Origin of the sequence: Exiguobacterium algae (assembly GCF_018617875.1) — a bacterium.
In the GTDB taxonomy this organism is placed as follows: domain Bacteria; phylum Bacillota; class Bacilli; order Exiguobacteriales; family Exiguobacteriaceae; genus Exiguobacterium; species Exiguobacterium algae.
In genome coordinates, this window is record NZ_JACSKZ010000005.1 from 125,588 (window position 1) to 144,527 (window position 18,940).

The following is an 18,940-nucleotide window of genomic DNA, read 5'->3' on the forward strand; positions in this document are numbered from 1 at the left end:
ACAAGTCGAAAGGGTGAACGATGTTTTAAAGAAGTATTTAATATATTGATTTAAAGGTGATATACCTCACATAATGTACATGTACTTAAAAAAGGGGGAATCACGATGTTAGATCAACAAACAATCGAAATCGTCAAATCAACCGCTCCTGTGTTAAAAGAGCATGGGGTCACCATCACGAAACATTTTTATAAACGCATGTTTGAAAACAATCCTGAAGTTCGTCAATTCTTTAATCATACAAACCAAAAACGTGGACGTCAGCCGGAAGCCCTGGCGAATACCGTTTATGCGGCAGCGCTACATATCGACCGACTTGAAGCGATTTTACCGGCCATTCAACCAGCTCTTCACAAACATAAGAGCTTAAACATTCGAGCGGAGCATTATCCGATTGTCGGAGCGAATCTACTTGGGGCAATTCAGGAGGTGCTCGGTGAAGCGGCCACTCCGGAAATCATCGATGCATGGGCGAAAGCATATGGTGTCATTGCAGACATCTTTATCTCATTAGAGGAAAAGCTCTACGATGAAGCACCATGGCTTGGTTTCAAATCATTTTCGATAGCGGAAATCATTGAAGAAACACCCGAGGTGAAACGGTTCCGTCTCGTGGCGAACGATGGAGTAGTCGGTACGGCAGTGCCTGGGCAATATGTGTCGATCCAGGCACGCATCCCGGGAGAGGAAATCTTGCATCATCGTCAATATAGTGTTGTTGAAACGACAGAAGATGGTTACTGGATCGCACCAAAAGCAGAAGGACTCGTGTCGAACTGGCTCCACAATCAAGTGATTGGCACCGAGATTCCCGTCAGTGCGCCAGCGGGAGAGTTCGTCTTAGAACAGACAACCCGGCCGCTTCTATTGATCGCGGGTGGCATCGGTATCACACCACTTTTCAATATGGCGAAGACAGCAGTGCGTCAAGGGCGTTCGGTCACACTTTTACATGCAGTGCGGAGTATGTCGCTCCGTCCACTTGGAGACGAACTCGATGAATTGGTGAACGAAGGACTTCAATTGCGCACACATGTGGATGAAGTATCAGGATGCTTGAGCGAGAAGCAACTCGAAGAACTCGACTTCGAGGGACACGATGTATACACGTGTGGTCCGAATGCCATGATGGAAACAGTCGTGCGTGTCATTCCAAATGCACGTTACGAATTTTTCGGACCATCAGCAAACCTTGTGCAGGCATAATCACAATTCGCAATCACTTAAAAAAGCCGTTCAGAAGGGAAGCCTCCCAAACTGAACGGCTTTTTTATCAGACGAGGAGGAATGTATTCGCGAATTGACGAATAAGACCAGATTCGATATCAGGAAGAGAGAAGGGGAATAGATGATTCACTTTTTAGGGACGGTCAGACTGGAGACCGAACGGTTACATCTTCGAAGGGTGAGAAGAGACGAGGCGCAAACGATCTTTCATCATTGGTTGAGTGACGAACGGGTCATGGATCATTTAATCAGGGGGGCGCATCAATCGATTTCAGAAACTGTGGACAGAGTGAATGAAGTGGTTGACTCTATGATTCATTGGAGTTTTGCTATTGGGGTATGGAATTGAAGTCCACGGGGGAATTGATTGAGGCCATTGATCTTTTTAATTTTGATTCCCTGACGGAGAATTGCGAGGTGGGGTATGCCATCGGCTTCAATTGGTGGAACAAAGGTTATGGGACCGAGGCGTTGGGAGCCGTGCTAGATTTTGGTTTTAAAAAGATGAACATCCATAAAATATCTGCAGCACATAATATTGATAATCCGGCATCGGGCATCATCGTGCGGAAAAACGGGATGGAGCAAGAAGGAATGGTGAGACATATGATTCGCAATGCCAAAAATCAGTATAAAGATTGCGCGATTTATGGTCTATTGCAGGAGGATTATGTAAAGGTATGAATTAAAAATGGCCCACATCCTGACAAACGGGATGCGGGCTGTTTTTAGTAGGTCAAACTCGCGGCGACGATGATGCCGACGACGATCGAAGCGGAGAAAAGACTGAAGCCGATGGCCATGTTCCCGTTCTCTACTTCTTTCTCCAGATTGACGCCAGGGGTGAGGATGTATTCAAACACCCAAAAAGCAAGTACCTGGGCGATAATTCCGACGATGCCCCAGATGAAGGCGTCAAGAAGATTGATGCTGTTCGCCCAGACGGTATAAATGACGATGGCCAGTCCGAGCGCCTTGCCCCAAAGCTTGAGCGCGACGGGGAGATTGCCTTCTTTGATCAATTGGCGTTCTGAATACTTGGTCGTCAGTGCGAAAATGATGAGTCCGGCGAGTACAAGGCCGAATCCTGTCCCGAGATGGGCGAGGAAACTCAAAATCGAATCGAGTGTGATGAGTGTCATGTTTTATGCTCCTTCGTGTGATGGTGTGCCGACGGCTAAGTAATACGAATGATTATTGGTGATTTTGCTGCCGGCGCGGACGCCGAGTGCGGACGGACGACCGTTCAAACAAAAACAACCGACCATAACGTGCGTTTCCGTTAAGCCTTTCATCGTTTGGGTCATTCGTGTCGGCAATTCGATGAACTGTTGATAGACGGCGGTCTCTTCTGCGTACGTTTGTAACGCTTCTTTATGAAACGGTCGTCCGTCTTTTGTATAGAGAATGACCGAATCGCCCTCGCGTCCGAAGGCTGGTTTCTTGACGTAGTCGGCCTGTCCGAAAAATGGTGCCGCTTCTAAGTAAGTCGGTAAAAAATACGTATGAATGATGTCCCGCTCCGCTTCATCGAAAAACGTCTCTGTCTCATATAATTCCCAGATGAGCGCCTGAACCCCTTTGGACTGCATGAGAAACGCAGAGAGGGGATTGAGGAGCGAGACGACTTTTTGTTGATTGAGTTCGAGGAGGCGAATGCCGATTCGATCCCCGTCAGGAGAGCGGTCGTCGACGAGATGTTCAATTGGGTACGTCTGGCGGTATAAGATGTCAATTCGTTCGCCGGCCGGTGTGTACACGCCGTCCTGGTCAACGAGTAACAGGTGAAGCGGGACGAATTCGGACGGCAAGTCGAGCGTCTCCTGTAAGAAACGTGACGTCCATTTGTCCTCGATGTCATCGTCATGGGCGGTGAACACGATTTTCGGTGTGCCTTCCCGCTTCAGTCGTTGCCAGGCAGCCACGATCGCTTTTCGCAGCTCTTCTTTCAATTGTAGGACGGACTGTTTGTTCGGATCGTTCAATCCGAACGCATCGGTGACGTAACCGTTCACGTCAAACAATTCTTTGATGAACGTCGGCGTGTCTGCATTGAACTCCATCAATTTGAGTTGATCGTCTTTTACAATCCAATCATAGCGACCGATGATGGTTTCTTGCGGAATGGCCTTGTCACGGATGAAAGGCAGACTCGCTTCGGGATAGCCGAGGAGCAGGAGCGTTTCATCCGGCAGGGTGCGCAGCAGCCGATTGGTTTTTCGAAAAATGGCATCGACGGCTCGGGTCGCCTCCCGAATCAAGGAAACATGTTCCGCCGTCATTTCGAAACAGTCGTAAAGCGCATACTCTTCATCGTTTAAATCGGGCCAAAAATAAGGGATTCGGCCATATAGCTCGTCGCGCGTCATCCGCCGAATCCACCTTTGGAGCCGGAACCGAGTCCTGACTTCGACGTGCCTGAATTGAAGCTGGCACCGGTCGCGCCGCCATTTGCTTTATAGGTTTTATAGGAAGATGAGTTCTTCAATGCACTCTTGGAACGGAATAAACTGCCGAGGAGAAAGTAGCTCCCGTAATGAGGGGAACGGTCATCATCACAATAATACGATTCGGTCACGTCGTCCCAGTCCCAATCATCACATTCGTACCCGGTTGGCTCTTCCGGGAGAGACGCCTCTTCGTAGCCATCTCCACACGCGGCGAGCGATGTCGTCAAGACAGCAGCGGAAAGTCCGCTCAAAATTTTGTTGCTTCTTTTCATGATTCTTCCTCCAATTCATACCCAGTCGGTGTGACGTAAAGGACATAAACCCCGCGGTCCTCGTCCGTCTCTGCCGAATCTCGTTCGTATTCCTTGCCCGCGACGTAAACGTATTGGCTCCCGAGCATCGCGAGGGCGTCAAGATGACGGTCTACATAATAGGCCTCGAGCAACGGATTGTCGAAGCGGTCGTCGAGCGTCCGGATCTCCACTTTGATTTCATCCGTCTCTTTTTTGTCGGCGGGTCCTTCTGTGTACCGGTCTACATAAATCAAAAAGTATTGGTCGCCCTCCAAGGCGGAAGAACGCTGTTTGTAGGTCATTCCGTCTTTGACGAAAAATTCACACTCGCGGCGAGCAAGCACTTCGTCGAGCCCGAGTGACGTATAGTGGTACAGTGGCTCGAAAGCCAGTTCATTTTTATAGAGACGATACTCTAGTACGATCGAATGCATAGGTCAGTCCTTCCTTTTTCTATTTATACGGGAGAAATGTCACAATGGTTTCGTGAATCTTTTTTGGTATAGGTTTAGTATAGAAGAGAGAAGGAGGCGGAAACAGTGCAATTTGTATTTCGAATCTGGCGGGGGTTGTCCCAATTATCGTTTTTAAGTATCGGTTTGACATCCCTCGGGATTATTTTAATTGGAACATTCCTCGGGTACATAGTAGAACCGGAGACGTTCGACTCGGTGTTTGATTCATTTTGGTGGACGATGACGACGCTCACGACGGTAGGGTATGGTGATTTTTACCCGACGACCGTGGCGGGACGATGGCTCGGGATTTTCCTGTTCATGTTTGGGATCGGTGTCATCGGGACATTGATCGGGAGATTGGTAGAAGTCGGGTCTACGTATAAACGTTTAAAACGGGAGGGAAAGCTAGTGTATCGCGGAGAAGGGCATTACGTATATATCGGGTGGTCCCCGAAAACGAAAAAAGCAATCGACGAGGTGCTCATGCATGAGCCGAAGACGAAGATTGTCTTGATCGACCAGTTGAAAGAAGAGCCATACGTGCACGAAAACATCCATTTTGTGAGTGGCGATGCTTCGGATGAAGCGGTGTTGCTCCAGGCGAATATTTTAAAGGCGCGTCGCGTCGCCATTTTTGCGGATGCACGAATTACAGAGACGCTCCTCGCAGACGGGAAGTCATTACTGATTGCGTCTGCGGTCGAGGCGTTGGCGACGGAATACCAGATCGACTTGCATACAATCGTCGAGGTATGCGAGGAGCGGAACATCTCAAAGTTCAAGCATGTGGATGTCGATGATTTTATTTTGGCGAATGACTCGGTGTCACTGTTGATGGCGAAAGCGACGCTCCAACCGGGGACGACCGCCATTTTCCGTCAGTTGCTCAGTAAAGAATCCGGCGGGAACATTCATGCGCTGCATGCGAAGCCGGAATGGGCGAACGTGCGCCAGGCGAACGAGGCGTTGCTCAACCAAGGGGTGACGTTAATTGCGATCAATGACCGGATGGACGTGGCGGCCATGTTGAATGAACCGGTCGCGCCGTCTGACATGCTTTATGTCGTCTGCCACGATGATGTGTTTGAACGTTTGTCTTAAAGAAAGGATGATTTTATGCATAACGGTACGTTTATCCGGAAGATGACGCGGATGCAAAATGTGCAGCGCTGGGATGAGTATGCACCGCATTACCACGATAATGCAGCCAGTCACAGTTTCCGTGTCGCCGTGTTCAGTCTCATGGCCGCTTTTTATGAAATGAACGAAGGACATGAAATGAATTTATTAGATGTGCTCGGAAAAGCGATTTTCCATGACATGAATGAAGTACAGACCGGACCGATCATGCACCGGACGAAAAAAGAACCGACACTCATCGGGCATATCGAACGGATGGAGCGGTCGGCAAGCCTCGGTCTCGTAGAGCTGTTATCGCAGTCGCTCCGCCCTCACTTTCATCGTTTTCTCGTCGAAGCAGAAGATGACTCGCTTGAAGGCCGGTTGGTCGACGGTATCGATTCGTTCGACGCGATGTTGTTCGTCCGTCGGGAAGTGGCACACGGATCGCCACACTTCGATGAGAAATTTGAAGAGATGAAAGCATCATTGAGGGAGCATCCGGTAAACTCGGTGAGATGGCTCTTCGAGCAAGTCGAGACCGGGACGGGGGTTGCTGCGTTCATTGAGAACGTCATGCGCATGGACAGTGTCCGGCGTTGGAAGGGACGCTTCAACACGATTGATGACAACGATGCGATCCATGGTTTTCGTGCCGCTGCCCTCGGAATGTTCAGCGGACTGTTGGAACAGGAAAAATACGGCGTCAAAGTGGACGTGGTCGAACTGGTCGCGCGTCTCCTTTGTCACGACCTCGTCGAAGGCGTGACAGGGGACGTACTCGGGCCGGTAAAACATTCGACAGCAGAGACCGGGTCGGCGTTTGAGGCCTATGAAAAAGCAGAGAGTGAAAACTTGCTGGCCTTTCTCCCGTCCTATATGCAACCGGCATTCCGCCGTTACATGGTCGAATCAAAAGATGACACGTATGAAGGGATGCTCGTCGACATGATGGACAAGCTCGATGCGTTGATCAAGATGAATATGGAACGGAAAATGAATGGGGCGGAGTATGAGGTGACCTACCGTGAACAGCTGCGTAAAGTGCAGATGCGTTACGAGAACCCGAGCATGATTTTCTTCCTCGCTTATATTTTGCACGATTTGGATTATGTGACGAGTTGAAACAAACGGATGGCCATGGTCATCCGTTTTTGTTTTGGTCTACTGAACTATTTTTCATCGTTGAGCTAGTCGAGGAGAACCATTTTTCCATATGAGTCTAGGCAACGAATACAGAATGCGTCACAATAATTAATGCAAGCGCTTTCATTATATTTTATAGGAGGAAAATGGCATGTTGAAGAAACGTCAAGGCTTTGCTTTCGTGGCCGGGGTGACCTCAATCGCACTGCTTGCAGGGCAACCGGTCGCACAATCGGCCACACCACAGAACGGTACGATGATGCAGTATTTTGAGTGGTACGTACCGAATGACGGGCAACATTGGAATCGGTTATCAAGTGATGCACAGAACTTGAAGGATCTCGGAATTTCGACCGTATGGATCCCGCCCGCCTACAAAGGGACCTCTCAAAACGATGTCGGGTACGGAGCGTATGATTTATACGACCTTGGAGAGTTCAACCAAAAAGGGACGGTTCGTACAAAATACGGAACAAAAGCGCAGCTGCAATCGGCAATTTCAAACCTTCACGGAAAAGGGATTGGTGTGTACGGGGATGTCGTCATGAACCATAAAGGAGGCGCCGACTATACGGAATCCGTCCAGGCGGTCGAAGTCAATCCGTCAAACCGAAATCAGGAGACGTCTGGCGAGTACACGATTTCGGCTTGGACAGGGTTTGATTTTTCGGGTCGCGGCAATACATATTCGCCATTCAAATGGCGCTGGTACCATTTTGATGGGACGGATTGGGACCAATCACGAAGCTTGAGCCGGATTTATAAATTCCGGAGCACGGGCAAGGCATGGGATACGGAAGTATCAGGTGAGAACGGGAACTACGACTACCTGATGTATGCGGACCTCGACTTCGAGCATCCGGAAGTGCGCCAAGAGATGAAGGATTGGGGTAAATGGTATGCGGACTCACTCGGACTCGACGGCTTCCGTCTCGATGCGGTGAAACACATCAATCATTCCTACTTGAAGGAGTGGGTGACGAGTGTCCGGCAGGCGACAGGGAAAGAGATGTTCACGGTCGCTGAGTATTGGAAGAATGACCTAGGTGCCATCAATGATTATTTGGCGAAGACAGGGTATACACACTCAGTATTCGATGTGCCGCTTCATTATAATTTCCAAGCGGCGGGAAATGGTGGCGGATACTATGATATGCGCAACTTGCTGAAAGGGACGGTCGTTGAACAGCATCCGACGCTCGCCGTGACGATTGTCGAGAATCATGACTCACAGCCTGGACAGGCACTTGAGTCGACCGTCGCGAACTGGTTCAAGCCGCTCGCCTATGCGACCATCATGACACGGGGACAAGGTTATCCGGCCCTCTTCTATGGGGATTACTACGGGACGAAAGGGACGACGAACTATGAAATCCCGAACATGTCTGCGTCTCTCCAACCGATTTTGAAGGCACGAAAAGATTTCGCCTACGGCACACAGCACGACTATCTCGACCACCAGGATGTGGTGGGATGGACACGTGAAGGCGTCGGTGACCGGGCGAAATCCGGTCTTGCGACGATTCTTTCGGACGGACCGGGCGGGTCGAAGTGGATGTATGTCGGCACCCAAAACGCAGGTGAGGTTTGGAAAGATATGACGGGGAACAACAGCCGGATCGTCACGATTAATGGCGACGGATGGGGCGAGTTTTTCGTCAACGGCGGATCCGTATCGATTTACACACAACAATGAGTAAACAAAAGCACGTCCCGACACCAAGCGGGACGTGTTTTCATCGTTTCCAGACCCATTCGTCGCTCTCATACTTTTCGACGAGCCGGTCGATTTCTTTTTGCTGCTCGTCTGTGAAGACGAGTGGTTCGAACGTCAACTCGAATGCGTCACGGAATCCTTGCTCGAAAGCGGCTGCGACTTCGTCAAAGGCCACGTAGCGGTCCAATGTCTCGTTCAAAGCCACGGCTTTTTCACTAAAACGGATTTTGGCGTCTGCTTTTTCCGCATCTTCCATCGCGAAACAGTCAAACAACACGTCGTCATCGATGGAGAGGGGGATGGAGCCATGTTGAAGGACTGCGCCCTGATGCCTCACTTGAGCGCTGCCGGCAATCTTTTTGCCATCGACCGCGAGTTCATAGTAAGAGGCGGCGTCAAAGCAGACGGCGGACTTCGGTTTACGGAGTGCTTCCCGATCTTCTTCGGTGAGCGGTACCGAGAATTCGGCCGGGACGCCGAGCGCGTGATAACCGCGTCGGACGCCCTCGGTCAACAGGCGGTAGCTCTCAATCACGTTCGAGGGCAGTGACGGCGTCGATTCAGGAAGGATGACACTATACGTCAATTCGTCTGCGTGCAACACGGCCCGTCCTCCCGTCAAGCGACGGACGACCGGTATTCCGTTTGCAGTGAGTGCTTCCCGGTCCAAGTCACGTGTCGCGCGCTGGAAACGTCCGACACTGATGGCGTGCGGCGTCCAGGAATAAAAGCGAAGCGTCGGTTTTAAAGTACCTTCTGCGACCCAGCCGGCAATCGCTTCGTCAATCGCCATGTTCTCCGCCGGGGACTTTGATTCGGTTGTGAGTAAGTGCCATGTCGTTCCAGTCATTGTCTCTCTTCTTTCTTTTAATCGATTGGCAGCATCGTATGACGACGCGCCTTGTGTACTTGTTCATCCGCATGATACGACGAACGAACGAGTGGTCCGGCCTCACAGTGTGAGAACCCTTTTGAAAGCGCGATTTCTTTCAATTCGGCGAACTCGTCCGGGTGATAGTAACGTTCAACGTCAAGGTGCTTTTTCGTCGGTTGCAGGTATTGGCCGAGCGTCAAGATGTCGACGTTGTGCGCCCGTAAGTCATCCATCGCCTCGATCAACTCTTCTTTTGTTTCCCCAAGTCCGACCATGATGGACGACTTCGTCGGGATGTCCGGGTTCAACTCTTTCGAGCGTTTCAAAAATTCAAGGGTACGGTCATACGTCGCTTTGGCACGGACTCTCGGTGTCAGGCGGCGAACGGTCTCCAAGTTGTGGTTCATAATATCAGGACCTGCATCAATCAACGTCTGTAAGGCAGAAAAATCGCCCATCATGTCCGACGGCAAGACTTCGATCGAGGTCTCAGGATTCATGGCACGTACAGCGCGTACTGTTTCAGCGAATACGGTTGCCCCGTAATCGTTCAAGTCGTCACGTGCGACCGCCGTGATGACGACGTGCTTCAAGTTCATCAGTTTGACCGATTCGGCCACGCGTTTTGGTTCTTCCCAGTCCAACTCGTTCGGTTTACCGGTCGTGACCGCACAAAAACGGCAGGCACGCGTACAAATACTTCCTAAAATCATGAAGGTTGCCGTCCGGCGTACCGCCCAGCACTCATGAATATTTGGACACTTCGCCTCTTCACATACGGTATGTAAATTTTTCTCCCGCATCATGTTTTTGAGACCTGTGTAAGTTTCGTTCGTATTGAGTTTGATTTTTAACCATTCTGGCTTTCGCTTGAGTTCTCCTCTTGCCAAGATGATTACCCCCTTTTTGAAAGTTAACCTGTATCGAATTGAGTTTACCAAAAATGAAGGGAAAAACGAACCACCAATTTTTTATTTCTCTACTACGTAAAAGTGTGTAACAATTCAGAAATATTATTTCAAAATGGTTACGCTTTCACTCGAGTCATTGTTTCCCGAAAATGGAGTTGCTATACTGTTGTTGACCACCTGAATAAGCACCAATGATCTGAACCAATCAGACATGGAGTGGGCGGGCGTTGATGAGGCAACGCTCGTTCCTCCATGTCTTTTTGTGTCATTCGGATTTTGATTCTAAAGGTTTTGTAAAGCAACAGGGAAAGAAGAGACGGACATTCCATTTGGAATGTCCGTCTCTTCTTTATGCTTCAAAATATGCAATGACAAGTAGTCCTGGTCCGGTATGTGCACCGATGGCAGAACCGACAAGCGTTTTCGTGATCTGTGCCGGTTGGACTTGTTCACGGAGCAGTTGCTCGAACTGTTCGGCTTTTGGCACATCGTCTCCGTGACCGACGAAGAGATGACCGTTTTCGACGAGCGATTTGGATTCGACGACCCAATCGACCATGCGGCGCATCACTTTTTTATGGCCCCTGATTTTTTCGATTGGAACCAATTTCCCGTCTTCGACCGTGAGGAGCGGTAAGATGGTCAACAAGTCCCCGATGAATGCACTGGCTTTGGAGACCCGTCCACCACGCATCAAGTATTCGAGCGACTCGACTGTGAAGAGGTGGCGGATTTTCCCGACAAGGGACGCGGCATAGGCGACCGTCTCTTCGTACGTGTGGTCCTGACTGTACGTTGCGACCGTCTTGACGAACAAACCTTGCCCGACAGAAGCCGCGCGTGTATCGATGATATCGAAGACGCGGTCCGGATACTCCTCTTTTAGCATGTTCCCGACCATGACGGCCGTCTGATATGTACCGGAGAGCTCTCCGGAAAAGACGAGGTACAAGAAAGGCACGTTGGCTTCCAAGTGTTGACGGAAGCACTGCTCGATGCGGGATGCCTCGATTTGGAACGTTTTCGGTGTCTTGCCGTCCCGCATCGCCTGGTACACATCTTTTGACTGGATGGTCTCACCATCTAAAAACTCTTCATTGTCGATGATGACACCGAGCGGTAAGACATCAAGTCCGTATTCGATCACTTGTTCCTGTGTCAAATCGGCACCTGTGTCGGTGATGAGTTTGAACATCGGTTTCACTCCTCGGTTAGTTGTTGTTCGATCTCTCGAAGTCCTTCGTTTCGTTTCCACATGCGCTCGAGCTGACCGGCGAGTGTCGCTTGTTCGTCCGGTGTGAGTGTGGAAGATTGAAGGCTGCTCACAGAAGAAAGGACGCGATAGGCACGGGCTAACATATCCTGAACGGTGAGTGGGATGCCAAGCAGTTCTTCAAGGGAGGCCATCGTCTCCGGAACGATCGTTGGATAGGTGAACCGGGTCGGCTCTCCCTGGATGGCCAAGTCATAGAAGTCACGGATGATTTCTGCCCGTGCGCTCCCGCTTTGACGGACGCTCAAATAAATTTGAACAGCGACGCCCCCACGGACGCGGCGTTGGGAGATGCCGGCGAATTTTTTACCGTCGATCGATAAATCGAAACTGCCGGGACAGTAGGAGCCGACGATTTCACCAGGAACAATCTTCGATGTCACGTCTTCGAACATGCTCTGAATGAGCGATGTCATCGCCTCGTATCCGCTATCGATTTGAATTCCATCATTCTCGGGTAAAATGAGAGATAGGTTAAGGACATCTTCGTCAAGGACGACGGCGAGTCCTCCCGAGTTACGGACGACCGGACGAAAACCTTGCGCATGCAGATGGCGGACCCCATCTTTCAGGTGAGGGAGCCGGGCGTCCTGTATGCCGAGTACGACCGTGTTCGTGTGCACCCATGCCCGGAGTACGGCTCCGAGTTCGTGTGTCGAAGCACACAGCGTGTCGTCCGTCGCGAATGATTGCTCGGCCTGAAACATCATCCCGAGCGTGGATTGATCGATGACCCGGTAGGTCGGTTGTCGTAATAGTGGATGAATCATCTTTATTAATTCCTTTTCACAAATAATTTTCCTTCTCATTATAGCATGGAGGGAACCATTCGTTTGAAGTCGAATCTACAACATAACGAAACGTAGGAGGGCATGTCATGTATACGTCGCGCGGTCAATTGTCAGGGTCAAAGGTGTTTAAGGACCCGGTCCATCGTTATATTTACGTCTACGACCATCTGATTTGGGAACTCATCAACACGAAAGAATTTCAGCGTCTTCGCCGAATCAAGCAACTCGGGACGTCATTCTTGACGTTCCACGGCGCGGAGCATACGCGCTTTCACCATTCACTCGGAGTGTATGAGATTGCCCGTCAGCTGATTGATCAATTCCATCAGTACCCGGAGTGGGATGACCGGAACCGGGAGTTGCTACTGGCGGCGGCGTTGCTCCATGATGTCGGTCACGGTCCATTCTCACACGCATTTGAGCATGTGTTTTCAGTTCGACATGAAGTCTGGACAGAACAAATCATTTTGGGCGACACCGAGGTGAATCAGGTGCTGTCAGAGATGGGCGTCGGGTTTGCCGAAGAAGTCGCAGCCATCATCAATAAAACACACCCGAACCGTCTGATTGTGAATATGCTCAGTTCGCAGCTCGATGTCGACCGGATGGATTATTTGTTGCGGGACGCACACTTTGCCGGGGTCAGTTATGGAAAGTTTGATTTAGAGCGCATGCTCCGTGTGCTTCGTCCGGATGAGGATCAGGTCGTCGTCAAACAGTCGGGGATGCACACGATTGAGGACTATATCATGCGGCGCTACCAAATGTACTGGCAAGTGTATCTGCATCCGGCGACCCGTTCGAGTGACCTGTTGCTCAAAGCGATTTTGGAACGGGCCCAGGAGTTATATGAAGCAGGTTATGCTTTCAACATGACACCCCGTCATTTTCTTCCGATTTTCGAACGGAATACGATGTCGCTTGAGCAATATTTGAAGTTAGACGAGACGGTCGTGTATTTCTATTTCCAGGAATGGATGGACGAAGAAGACGCGATTTTGGCGGATTTGGCAAGTCGTTTCGTCAACCGGAGACTGTTGAAATATAAAAACTTCTCTGAGGCGAACCGGGTTCGTTATATGGAACGCATGCGCAAAACGATGGAGACGATCGGGTTGCCGCCGAAATACTATCTGCTGGAGGACCAACTGAGTCAGTTGCCGTATGACTTATACAAAGGGCAAGGGAAGTACGAAGGGATTTTCCTTCAGATGAATGACGGGGAGCGAAAGGAAATCTCGGAAGTCTCGATGCTCGTCCAATCGATTTTGAACTCCAGACAGTCGGATGAAAAAATCTATTATCCGGAAGACGTTTTACTCAATCTGAAAGAGCAGGCGACGGAGAAATCCTGGTTGCTGTCGACATTGAAAGGGGAATAAGCGCTAAAAGGGGAGTGAGACGATGGACATCGTGACGCTACTCGGCGGGATGGGGATTTTTTTACTCGGAATGACGCTACTGACGGACACCTTGAAAAATTGGGCGGGGATGAGACTGCGTCGTCGCTTGAATCAATTCACGGGCGGGGCCTGGTCAGGTGCCTTGTTCGGTGCGACATTGACCACGTTATTTCAATCGTCAACCGTGACCACACTCATGACCATCGGTTTTGTGAGTGCCGGCCTCATCACGTTCACGCAATCGTTACCGCTCATCATCGGGGCAAATGCCGGGAATGCGACGACGGGATGGATCATCGCATTACTCGGATACAACCTCGACATTAGGCAACTGTTCCTCCCGTTGATCGGGATTGGGATGGTGTTTCGTTTAAGTGGGTCCCGTTTTAAACGGTTCGGCATGTTGCTCGTCAGTATCGGCCTTATTTTTGTCGGCATCGGAACGTTACAGGAAGCCATGGGAGACGTCGTCACTTTTTCGTTCGGTCAAGAAGGGACGACGCTCGTTCAACGCCTTCTTTTAATTGGCATCGGGTTTCTAATGACGGCGGTGCTGCAATCATCGACTTTGGGATTGGTTTTGACGATGACGGCTTTGACAACGTCGACCGTGACCCTCCCGCAAGCTGCTCTTCTCGTGATCGGACTGAGTACGGGGACAAGTCTCGTCGTCGCCATCGGATCACTGGGAGGGTGGAAGTCAGCACGTCGCATCGTCTTGGGGCACTTGGTGTATCATGTTTCCATCTTGTTGGTTGGCTGGCTGACGTTTCCGATTTTATTCGCCCTCGTCAATCGAGTGGCGGACTGGTTTCAGTGGAACGATCTTCTGCGTCTCGCGCTGTTCCATACGACGTTCCTCTTGTTAGGGATCGCGCTCTTTCTCCCGTTCTATGAGTCATTCGCCAACCGGTTGCTGAAGTGGGTGCCGAGCCGGTCGGAAAAATTGATCCGCTTCCTCGACCCGAACATGTCCCAACTCCCGACGGTCGCGCTGGAGGCGGCCCGACGGTCACTCATTGAAATCGAGCGGTTCCTAGGGAAAGAGACACAGTTATTGCTTCGAACGGGTAAAATACGTGAAGACGAGTTGAAGCTTGTGGACAAAACGTTGAGTGACGTCCGCGTCTTCTTAAGTACGATTCAATTGGAGGGGGAAGCGAAACAAAATGACTACGGTCAGCATTTGTCCTTGCTCCACACAATCGATCATTTAGAACGCTGGCTTTATGTGATTCGTGAAGTGGAGCCGGCGACGGCGTTACGGGATACGGACTTTTCACCGGCGAAACAGCTTGTGCTGCAAGAGCTTGAGCTCGTCACGCGCTTGAATCATCACACACCGGCTGAGGATTCGAAACTGTGGAAACATGCATCCAAACAATTGGCTGAGTATCGAAAAATGCATCGATCCGAATTACTCGAAGAGACGGCTGTCTATCAGCTTGAAATGGAACAGACGATTCAAAAAGTACAAGTTCTGCTCTGGTTAGACCGAATCGGCTATCACATTTGGCGGGCGACACGACATCTAATCAAACCGACTGTGCCGAGTGAACGGTTTGAAGTGAATCTGGAAGACTAAACATCCCCGCTCCAGTTATGGAACGGGGATGTTGGGTTATTTTTTATCTGCGTGCATGACACCGGCCTGACCATAATGCGTTGCATCCATCTCTTCGATGAAGACCGTGATGTTCTCTTTCGGTGCGTTCGTCGTTTCCGACACGGCATCCGTCACTTTTTCAATCAAGGCACGTTTTTGCTCGACCGAGCGGCCCGGAAGCATTTTTACTGTTACATAAGGCATTGTCCGTTCCTCCTTTGTTGAAGTCTCTTTCATTGTATTGAATCTGTCCAATCGAGAAAAGAAAAATATGAACGGCTCCTTTTTCAGGACGCTCAATCCTTCCGGAAATGGGGTAATAACAAGGACAGACTAGTCGTAGGAGGTTCAAGAGATGAAATGGAAGGGCAGACAGCAGAGTCGTAACATCGAAGACCGCAGGGGGAGTCGGATCGGCGGGAAAGGAATCGCCGGTGTGGGCGGCGGACTGGGATTGATTTTAGTCATCGTCTTCACTTTACTGAACGGCGGAGGGACAGGTGATATCGTCAACAATATCGGACTGGGCGAACCTCAGACGGGTGAGTCTTATCAAGGGACAGCCCGGGAAGAAGAACTGGCCGATTTTGTGGCGGTCGTATTGAAAGATACAGAAGAGGTCTGGACCGACATTTTTGAAGAGAACGGATTGGTGTATCGTGAACCGACGCTCGTCCTGTTTTCCGGACAGGTCGAGTCCGCGTGCGGAATAGCCGGCACAGCGGTCGGACCGTTTTATTGTCCGGGTGATCAAAATCTGTACATTGATTTGAGCTTTTACGATGAGCTCAGTCAACGTTTCAATGCACCGGGTGATTTTGCAATGGCCTACGTCGTCGCCCACGAGGTCGGGCATCATGTACAAACACTGCTCGGGACGACAGAAGACATCATGCCGCTCCGGAATCAGATGAGCGAGACCGAATTCAATAAGTACCTGGTCCGCTTTGAGCTACAGGCAGATTATTACGCCGGCGTTTGGGCGAATCACGCACAAGGGCTGGGTTACCTTGAGGCGGGAGATGTGGAAGAGGCATTGAATGCAGCGCATCAAATCGGTGACGATACGTTACAAAAACAAGCGCGCGGCTATGTGACCCCCGATTCATTCACACACGGCACCTCGGAGCAGCGGGTGCGTTGGTTCAAAGAAGGGTTGCGGAACGGAACGATTCAAGGCGGTGACACGTTCAACGCGAATAATTTATAGGTCGGGCGAATGCTCGACCTTTTTTGGCGAAATTGGATTGTCATGCAAGAATCCGCTATCATAAAAGCACACACTAGTTGCAGGGAGGGAATGACCCGATGGAATCCTTACTTACAAAAATCGATCTGGCGAAAGACGATATGACGTCGGTTGAGAAAAAAATCGCGGAATACGTGTTATCGCATCCGACGCTGATTCCAAACATGACGACAAAAGAGTTAGCACATAAAACAGACGTCTCTGAAGCCAGTATCGTTCGTTTTGCACGTGTGATCGGAATTGACAGCTTCAAGGCGTTCAAATTGGCGCTCGTAAAGGACTTGGCCGTCACCGAAACGACGTTGACGGACTTTAATGTTCTTCAGCGTAAAGATACGCCGTACGATTCGTTTCAAAAAGTCATTCACGTGAACAAAACGGCGATTGAGGCATGTGCAGAAGCGATGGATAAGCGTGAACTCGAACAGGCGATTGATGTCTTTTCCCGCTCCAACCGGGTCGTCTTCTATGGGGTTGGCGGCTCCTCCACTGCAGCGATGGACGCCCAGTACAAATTTACGAAACTCGGCTTTGCCGCCACGGCGTCACCTGACTTTCACTATATGCTGTCTCTTATTCCGCATCTGGGAACAACGGATGTGTTCGTCGCCATCAGTACGTCGGGTCGAACGAAAGACGTACTGGAACTCGTGCGCTTCGCCAAAAAGAAAAATGTCCCGGTCGTCGCTATCACGAATTTGGATAAATCACCGCTTTACCGTGAAGCGACGATCCGACTTTGCACACCGAACGTGGAGAGCGACCTCCGCATTGCAACGATTGCTTCACGGATGACGCAACTGACCATCATCGACACACTTTACATGGGTCTCCTTCATCGGAAAGGGGAAGGACTCATCGACCGCTATACCGAAGCACGGGATGAGATGGTGAAATTACGCCGATGATTCGATTGTACACCCCCTCAGACCAGACAAAACTCGAAGCCTTTTTAGTGCGTCAAACCGGATTTGCCGCGATGAACGGGCAAACGGCAGAAGCGTTTCGTGATGAGAACGTGTCCGACTTTGAAGCGGAGGAGACGGTGAGCCTTCTGTTGGAGCAAGATGATCACATCGTCGCCATTGCGGATTTATTGAAGCGTCACCCGGTCGACGGCTCCCTCTGGCTCGGTCTGTTCATCATCGACGAGCCATTGCAAGGGACAGGTGCCGCCCAGCGTTTATATGAACAGCTCGAACAGGAATATATGCGACCATTCCATCATGTCTTTCGTTTAGGTGTCCTGCCGGAAAACGAGCGGGGACGTCGATTCTGGGAACGGAACGGTTACGTGTATGAGCGGGAATCGGTGACCGGACGCGGTGTATCGGTCCATGTCCTAAAAAAAGAAATCGAGACACCGTAACGTGTCCCGATTAAATGGTTTTTGTATCTGACAATTCTGATGTTCGGACAGGATTGTCTTTTTTAATCGTCAACTGATTGAAAAAGACATGTCCTCTTCACATAATGGTACTGGGTTACACGTATGTTTTAATACAATGCGTCCACGAACGGAAAGGGTGATGACGATGTTAAAACCATTGGCTACAGAACAGCGGAATGACCGGACGATGCACCTGGATCAAATGAAGGTGGAAGACCTGTTGCATGTGATGAATGACGAAGATCATTCGGTCCCCCTCGCAATAAAACGACAAATCCCGGTCATTACGGAAGTCGTCAAGCAAACCATTGCCTCCTTTCAGCGGGGCGGGCGCTTAATTTATATCGGAGCGGGAACAAGCGGACGGCTCGGTGTGATGGACGCGGCAGAATGTGTCACGACGTTCGGTGTCCCACCGGATCGGGTGATGGGAATCATTGCGGGAGGCGACGCGGCACTCGCTGGTGTCGTCGAATATGTGGAAGACCAGAAAGAGACAGGCAGAGACGATTTGCGAGAGATTCGTCTACAGTCATCGGATATCGTCATCGGCATCGCTGCCAGCGGAAGGACGCCATATGTGATGGGTGCTCTGGAATACGCACAAGACGTCGGGGCGACCACGATAGCTTTTTCATGCAATACACATGCGGCATTGAGTCAACTGGCCGATTTGAAAATTGAAGTGGAAACCGGTCCGGAAGTGTTAACCGGATCGACCCGATTGAAAGCGGGAACAGCGCAAAAACTTGTGCTCAATATGATTTCGACGGCATCCATGGTCGGTCTGGGGAAAGTGTATGAGAACTTGATGGTTGATGTTCAGCCGATGAATGAAAAACTGAAGTTGCGGGCACGACGAATCATCGCAGAGGCGACGGGGGTCGGGGAAGAAGAAGCAGGGATGTATTTTGAGCAGGCGCATGGCCAAGTCAAGGTGGCGATTGTCATGATTTTGACCGGAGTGTCTTATCCGGATGCGATTGCACGTCTAGATCGAGCGGACGGTTTCGTCCGGGATGCCTTATGAGGG

At 50.4% G+C, this 18,940-nt stretch carries 20 protein-coding genes; 11 read left to right on the forward strand and 9 right to left on the reverse strand.

The features are described from left to right. Positions 1-105 precede the first annotated feature (105 nt). Entirely contained in the window at positions 106-1,206 is a 1,101-nt protein-coding gene (locus KNP03_RS11905) for a globin domain-containing protein (protein WP_214829521.1), read from the forward strand. A 360-nt stretch (positions 1,207-1,566) separates the two neighbouring features. Beyond that, positions 1,567-1,911 carry a GNAT family N-acetyltransferase gene (locus KNP03_RS13520; RefSeq protein ID WP_240544599.1) on the forward strand — a complete coding sequence of 115 codons (345 nt, stop codon included), beginning with the start codon at positions 1,567-1,569 and terminating at the stop codon, positions 1,909-1,911. A 44-nt stretch (positions 1,912-1,955) separates the two neighbouring features. On the opposite strand, the gene KNP03_RS11915 is transcribed toward KNP03_RS13520, so the two are convergent. The 4 genes from KNP03_RS11915 to KNP03_RS11930 are packed head-to-tail and all read right to left on the reverse strand — an operon-like array spanning position 1,956 to position 4,404. After that, entirely contained in the window at positions 1,956-2,369 is a 414-nt protein-coding gene (locus KNP03_RS11915) for a DUF350 domain-containing protein (RefSeq protein ID WP_214829522.1), read from the reverse strand. Between the two features lie 3 nt (positions 2,370-2,372). Further along, on the reverse strand, positions 2,373-3,596 hold the full coding sequence (locus tag KNP03_RS11920; protein WP_214829523.1) for a glutathionylspermidine synthase family protein: 1,224 nt from the start codon (positions 3,594-3,596) through the stop codon (positions 2,373-2,375). Then, positions 3,593-3,949, reverse strand: coding sequence for a hypothetical protein (locus KNP03_RS11925; RefSeq protein ID WP_214829524.1), 357 nt, complete (start codon positions 3,947-3,949; stop codon positions 3,593-3,595). Before KNP03_RS11925 ends, KNP03_RS11920 begins: the two co-directional genes overlap by 4 nt. Beyond that, positions 3,946-4,404, reverse strand: a complete 459-nt coding sequence (locus KNP03_RS11930) for a hypothetical protein (protein WP_214829525.1) — start codon at positions 4,402-4,404, stop codon at positions 3,946-3,948. The genes KNP03_RS11925 and KNP03_RS11930 overlap by 4 nt, the downstream gene beginning before the upstream one ends. Positions 4,405-4,509: 105 nt before the next feature. Between KNP03_RS11930 and KNP03_RS11935 the strand changes: the two genes are divergently transcribed. The 3 genes from KNP03_RS11935 (at position 4,510) to amyS (ending at position 8,389) form a co-directional block, all read left to right on the forward strand. Next, positions 4,510-5,529 (forward strand): ion channel, encoded by a 1,020-nt coding sequence (locus tag KNP03_RS11935; RefSeq protein ID WP_214829526.1) that lies wholly within the window; start codon positions 4,510-4,512, stop codon positions 5,527-5,529. A 15-nt stretch (positions 5,530-5,544) separates the two neighbouring features. Continuing rightward, positions 5,545-6,672: a YfbR-like 5'-deoxynucleotidase gene (locus KNP03_RS11940; RefSeq protein ID WP_214829527.1), complete on the forward strand. Its 1,128-nt coding sequence runs from the start codon at positions 5,545-5,547 to the stop codon at positions 6,670-6,672. Between the two features lie 172 nt (positions 6,673-6,844). Beyond that, on the forward strand, positions 6,845-8,389 hold the full coding sequence (gene amyS, locus KNP03_RS11945; protein ID WP_214829529.1) for an alpha-amylase: 1,545 nt from the start codon (positions 6,845-6,847) through the stop codon (positions 8,387-8,389). Positions 8,390-8,429: 40 nt separating this feature from the next. Here amyS and KNP03_RS11950 read toward each other — a convergent pair whose 3' ends face one another. The 4 genes from KNP03_RS11950 to KNP03_RS11965 form a co-directional block, all read right to left on the reverse strand. After that, the gene (locus KNP03_RS11950; protein ID WP_214829531.1) at positions 8,430-9,260 is read right to left on the reverse strand and encodes a lipoate--protein ligase family protein; all 831 of its coding nucleotides are present in this window, start codon (positions 9,258-9,260) and stop codon (positions 8,430-8,432) included. A 17-nt stretch (positions 9,261-9,277) separates the two neighbouring features. Next, a complete protein-coding gene (gene lipA / locus KNP03_RS11955; protein ID WP_338082734.1) occupies positions 9,278-10,225 on the reverse strand; it encodes a lipoyl synthase in 948 nt (315 codons plus the stop codon). Positions 10,226-10,544: 319 nt separating this feature from the next. Next, positions 10,545-11,390, reverse strand: a complete 846-nt coding sequence (locus KNP03_RS11960; protein WP_214829535.1) for a DegV family protein — start codon at positions 11,388-11,390, stop codon at positions 10,545-10,547. A 5-nt stretch (positions 11,391-11,395) separates the two neighbouring features. Continuing rightward, on the reverse strand, positions 11,396-12,238 hold the full coding sequence (locus KNP03_RS11965; RefSeq protein ID WP_214829537.1) for a lipoate--protein ligase family protein: 843 nt from the start codon (positions 12,236-12,238) through the stop codon (positions 11,396-11,398). A gap of 107 nt (positions 12,239-12,345) precedes the next feature. On the opposite strand from KNP03_RS11965, the gene KNP03_RS11970 reads away from it, so the two are divergent. Both KNP03_RS11970 and KNP03_RS11975 read left to right on the forward strand, forming a co-directional pair. Beyond that, positions 12,346-13,641, forward strand: coding sequence for an HD domain-containing protein (locus KNP03_RS11970; RefSeq protein ID WP_214829539.1), 1,296 nt, complete (start codon positions 12,346-12,348; stop codon positions 13,639-13,641). A gap of 22 nt (positions 13,642-13,663) precedes the next feature. Next, positions 13,664-15,247, forward strand: coding sequence for a Na/Pi cotransporter family protein (locus KNP03_RS11975; RefSeq protein WP_214829541.1), 1,584 nt, complete (start codon positions 13,664-13,666; stop codon positions 15,245-15,247). 36 nt (positions 15,248-15,283) lie between these two features. Here the strand turns inward: KNP03_RS11975 and KNP03_RS11980 are convergent, their stop codons facing one another. After that, positions 15,284-15,505 carry a 2-hydroxymuconate tautomerase gene (locus KNP03_RS11980; protein ID WP_276313834.1) on the reverse strand — a complete coding sequence of 74 codons (222 nt, stop codon included), beginning with the start codon at positions 15,503-15,505 and terminating at the stop codon, positions 15,284-15,286. A 118-nt stretch (positions 15,506-15,623) separates the two neighbouring features. Here KNP03_RS11980 and ypfJ point away from each other — a divergent pair, with 118 nt between their 5' ends. The 4 genes from ypfJ to murQ all read left to right on the forward strand — a co-directional run bounded on the left by ypfJ (position 15,624) and on the right by murQ (position 18,937). Further along, positions 15,624-16,478 carry a KPN_02809 family neutral zinc metallopeptidase gene (ypfJ, locus tag KNP03_RS11985; protein WP_214829543.1) on the forward strand — a complete coding sequence of 285 codons (855 nt, stop codon included), beginning with the start codon at positions 15,624-15,626 and terminating at the stop codon, positions 16,476-16,478. 98 nt (positions 16,479-16,576) lie between these two features. Then, positions 16,577-17,425: a MurR/RpiR family transcriptional regulator gene (locus KNP03_RS11990; RefSeq protein WP_214829545.1), complete on the forward strand. Its 849-nt coding sequence runs from the start codon at positions 16,577-16,579 to the stop codon at positions 17,423-17,425. Continuing rightward, positions 17,422-17,886: a GNAT family N-acetyltransferase gene (locus KNP03_RS11995; protein ID WP_214829547.1), complete on the forward strand. Its 465-nt coding sequence runs from the start codon at positions 17,422-17,424 to the stop codon at positions 17,884-17,886. The genes KNP03_RS11990 and KNP03_RS11995 overlap by 4 nt, the downstream gene beginning before the upstream one ends. 136 nt (positions 17,887-18,022) lie before the next feature. Then, positions 18,023-18,937, forward strand: coding sequence for an N-acetylmuramic acid 6-phosphate etherase (gene murQ, locus KNP03_RS12000; protein WP_276313835.1), 915 nt, complete (start codon positions 18,023-18,025; stop codon positions 18,935-18,937). Positions 18,938-18,940: the final 3 nt, after the last annotated feature.